This window comes from Bradyrhizobium sp., from assembly GCF_019244115.1.
GTDB lineage: Bacteria > Pseudomonadota > Alphaproteobacteria > Rhizobiales > Xanthobacteraceae > Bradyrhizobium.
Window position 1 is genome coordinate 1 of sequence record NZ_JAFATE010000056.1, and the last position, 4,154, is coordinate 4,154.

Sequence of the window (4,154 nt, forward strand, 5' to 3'; positions counted from 1 at the left end):
GGTCACATAGACCGTGGTGTAGCGATATTCGTCGTGCAGCCTCCGGATCTCGAAGCGCATTTCTTCGCGCAAATTCGCATCCAGATTCGAGAGCGGCTCATCGAGCAGCAGCGTCTCCGGCTCGACGATCAGCGCGCGCGCCAGCGCCACGCGCTGCTGCTGGCCGCCGGAGAGCTCGCCGGGATAGCGGTCCGCGAGCGCGGCGAGTTTTGTCGTGGCGAGAATCGCGGCGAGTTTCTTGTCGATGGTGACGCGGTCGAGCTTGCGCAGCTTGAGGCCGTAGGTGACGTTGTCGGCGACCGTCATGTGCGGCCAGAGCGCGTAGCTCTGAAAGATCATCGACATGTTGCGGGCCTCGGGCGGCAGCGTGCGCGCCTTCGACGAGACCAGGCGATCGCCGACATGGATCTCGCCGGCGGTGGGTTCGAGGAAGCCCGCGATCAGCCGCAACGTCGTGGTCTTGCCGCAGCCGGAGGGGCCGAGCAGGCAGACCAGCCGGCCGTGATCGATCTTGAGCGACACATTGTCGACAGCCGCGACCGAGCCGTAGCGCTTGGTCAGGCCGCGCAGTTCAACCGACGCCAATCCATCCCCCCGGCTTTGCTCTTGCCAGGGAGTATAAGCATTAAAAGACGGCGCGAGGAATGCGTTACGGCGTTACACTTTCGCCGAGCCATTCGACGGCGGCTTCCATGCCGCCTTTGCCGTGGGGAATATCGAGCGCGTTCAATCCGACCTCGATGCTGCCGAGCGTGCCCAAGACCATCGGCGCATTGACATGACCCATATGGGCGATGCGAAACGCCTTGCCCTGCAGGTCGCCGATTCCGACCCCGATCACGACGCCGCACTTCTCCTTGCAGTAGCGCAGCAGCGGCGCGGGATCATGGCCATTGCCCATGGTCACGGTGGTCACGGTGTCGGAGCGCTCGGCTGCGTCGGCGATGTTGAAGCCGAGCACCTGGCCTTCGGCCCAGACGGCGACCGCGCGCCGCACCGCTTCGCCCAGCAGCCGGTGGCGGCGGTACGCATTCTCCAGCCCTTCCTCGTAGATCATGTCGATGGCCTGGCGCAGCGCGAACAGGAGATGCACCGGCGCCGTGCCGCAATAGCGGCGATAATGTTCGCTGCCCTCGCGCTCGCTCCAGTCCCAATAGGGCGTGCGCAGGCCGGCCTTCTTGTGCACCTCGATCGCGCGATCATTTGCGGCGACGAAGCCGAGGCCCGGCGGCGTCATCAGGCCCTTCTGCGAGCCGGACATCGCGACATCGATGCCCCAGTCGTCCATCGCGAACGGCATGCAGCCAAGCGAGGCCACGGTGTCGACCATGTAGAGCGCCGGATGACCCGCTGCCTTGATCGCCTTGCCGATCGCCTCGATGTCATTCCAGACACCCGAGGCCGTGTCGACCTGTGCCACCATGATGGCCTTGATCGAATGCGTCTTGTCGGCGCGCAGCCGCGCCTCGACCTCGGCCGGCTGCACCGCGCGCCGCCAGTCACCCTTCAGCACCTCGACATCGGCGCCCATGGCGCGGGCCGCCTCGCCCCAGCCGATCGCGAAGCGTCCGCTCTCCAGCACCAGCACCCTGTCGCCGCGCGACAGCACGTTGGAGATGACGGCCTCCCAGGCGCCATGGCCGTTGGCGATGTAGATGTAGGACTTGCCGCGGGTGGCGAACAGTTTTGAGAGATCGCGCAGCAGGCTTTCGGTCAGATTGATCATCTGCTCCGAATAGATGTCGAGCGCCGGGCGATGCATCGCCTGCAGCACTGCATCGGGCATCGTGGTGGGTCCCGGGATGGCCAGAAACTCCCGGCCCGCGCGAACGGTCATTGCGGCTCTTCCTTGTTTGCTAGCGAGCGCATTTTTACACGCGACGCGAGCGCGTGCGCGATGCTTTTACGCGGGGAGGCGTTGCAAGAAAAGCTGTTTACCTCCGGGTCTCCCGGCAGCCGGCGGCTTCCGCCTCCTCGACCGAGCAGAACCAGCGCGTGCCCTTGGCGATCTGCATCTTGATCTGGGCGTACCAGCGGCTGGTCGGCTTGTGGTAGATGCATTCGCCGGAGCGGTTGACATTGCCCTTGATGTTGCATTCGGGCGAGGGCGCGACCGGGCCGGATGCCGAGGCGAGCAGGGTCGCGTTGGCGTCCTCCGGCGGCTTGGTCGCGCCGAGGATGGGCGTCTTCTTGTTGCGGACGCGCCAATCCCAGGGCGCGATGAATGCACCTTGCCACATCCCGGCCTTGTCCTCGCGCGCGGCAGCCTCCTCCGCGTCGTAGTCATGCGAGTACTGGCGGTAGGACAGCGCCCATCCGTTCCGCACCAGCCATTTCTGGATGTCCTCGCCCTCGACCTCGCACCGCGCCACCTGCCGGCCGCGCCGGTCGGTCTGGCGGACGTGGCAGGTCCAGCTCTTGCCGTCGACATGTTTGGCGAGTTCGTCGCGTGCCGAGACGCCGCAGGTCCACTTCTCGTGCTGGGCATTGATGCAGAGCTGGTCCACCGACGGCGCGTCAACGCCGCCGAGGCGGACGCGCGCGGTGCCGATCACGACCGTGTCACCCTCCCGGACTTTTGCGACGCCGGTGATGTCGGGCGCGGCCGCGGCGAGCGATGGCAGCAGCGACAGGGCAATCGCGGGCAGGATTTTCCGAATCATGCTGATGATGCCGATGCAATTGAGGGGATCGTGTATTCAAGGTCCACGATTGTGGTGCGGATTTGGCCGGCGGGCCAGCGCCGCCGGTTCCACGTCAGTTCAACTTCACGCGAACGCCACTCTGCCTCGACATGTCACAAGGAACAAAAATCCGCAACTCTTGCGACAGGTATTAACGGTGGATCGCGCGGCGCGCGAGGGCGAGCCCCATCAGCACGAAGGCCGAGGTGACCTCGCTGCCACCGACCAGGATGCGGGTCGGCGTCTTCATCTTGTTCCATTCATAGGCCCGGTACGGCCCGTGCCGGCCGCCTTCGCCAACATGCTCGACGATGCAGCGGAGCGCGGGAACGAAGGTCGAGGGCTCGGCGCCGAGATGGCCGAGCGCGATCAGCGCCAGCGCCGCATCGAACACGTTCATCTCGACCGCGATCAGTTCGCCGACGACATAGCCAAGCACTTTGATGCGAATCAGATCGAGCGCGCCATCGGGGTCGATCGCGCGCCGCGCAGGCAGCGGCAGCGCCAGGAAGGCGGCATAGCAGCGGCCGAAATAGGCGCAATAGAGTTCGGGCAGATAGTAGATGTGCGAGCGCGGGTTGGCGAAAGCCCCGCTCTCGGCGAGCTTCCTCTGGAAGGCAATGATGCCCTGGACCGTCGCGAGCCGCCGCGGCGTCTCCAACACCTTCCAGCGGGCGAGATTGCGGAAGCTCACCTCGAGAATGTCGAGATTGAGCGTGGGATCGAGATCATTGCCGTAGGGGCGCTCGCCGGCCAGATTGTCGATCCAGGTGGCAACCCCGCCCTCATAGTCGATGTTGTCGTTGATCGGCACGGTGACGCGCGGCGCGTTGGCGCCGCTTTTGACCTGGTAGCCGGCATAGAAATCAAGCAGCGGCTGGTCGAGAACAGGATCGTCGGCGCCGGCCTGGGTCGCGGCCGAGAACGAGCAGGCCGTGGTGTCGCAGTCCGGCACATAGATGCCGAAGCCGAGGTCCTGCTTGATCTGGGCGAAGAAGCGGGAGAAGCGCGGATGCGGGGGCGGCGCCAGCGCGGTGACGACGTTGAACGGCGTGCCGTCCTGCGCGCGCACCTCCTCGCGGCTGGTCTTGATGCAGAACTCCACCATGGCGGCGATCGCGCTCCGCGCCGCTGCGGTCTGTGCGGGTGAGGCGAGCCCGGTGTCGAGAAACCCGAGCAGCGCCTCGGTAAAGAAGGCGTCGTAATAGGCCGAGCGGTGGCGGATCTGCACCGGCGCCCACATCGGCTCGGCGATGCCGCGCCAGGGCGGGTTGATCAGCCTGGCCGCCGGCGAGCGCGCGATGAAGACGCGCGCAAGATTGAACAACAGCGTGGAGTTCTTGTAGCCGCGCGCATTGAGGCCGCTCAGCGCCATCTGGAATTCGCGGCCCCGCAGGTCGGGATCGCCGATCAGGTTGAACGCGGCATAGGTCGGAATAAAACCGTTCTTCGCAAACGAGCGCAGCAGAT

Annotated in this window: 4 protein-coding genes; all 4 read right to left on the minus strand. The window is 65.6% G+C overall.

The window, feature by feature from the left end:
• On the minus strand, positions 1–585 hold a 585-nt coding region (locus tag JOZ76_RS02580), incomplete at its 3' end, for an ABC transporter ATP-binding protein (RefSeq protein ID WP_291697067.1).
• Between the two features lie 64 nt (positions 586–649).
• A complete protein-coding gene (locus tag JOZ76_RS02585; protein ID WP_291697068.1) occupies positions 650–1,837 on the minus strand; it encodes a pyridoxal-phosphate-dependent aminotransferase family protein in 1,188 nt (395 codons plus the stop codon).
• 97 nt (positions 1,838–1,934) lie between these two features.
• Positions 1,935–2,663 (minus strand): thermonuclease family protein, encoded by a 729-nt coding sequence (locus JOZ76_RS02590; RefSeq protein WP_291697069.1) that lies wholly within the window; start codon positions 2,661–2,663, stop codon positions 1,935–1,937.
• Positions 2,664–2,835: 172 nt separating this feature from the next.
• On the minus strand, positions 2,836–4,154 hold a 1,319-nt coding region (locus tag JOZ76_RS02595; protein ID WP_291697070.1), incomplete at its 5' end, for a hypothetical protein.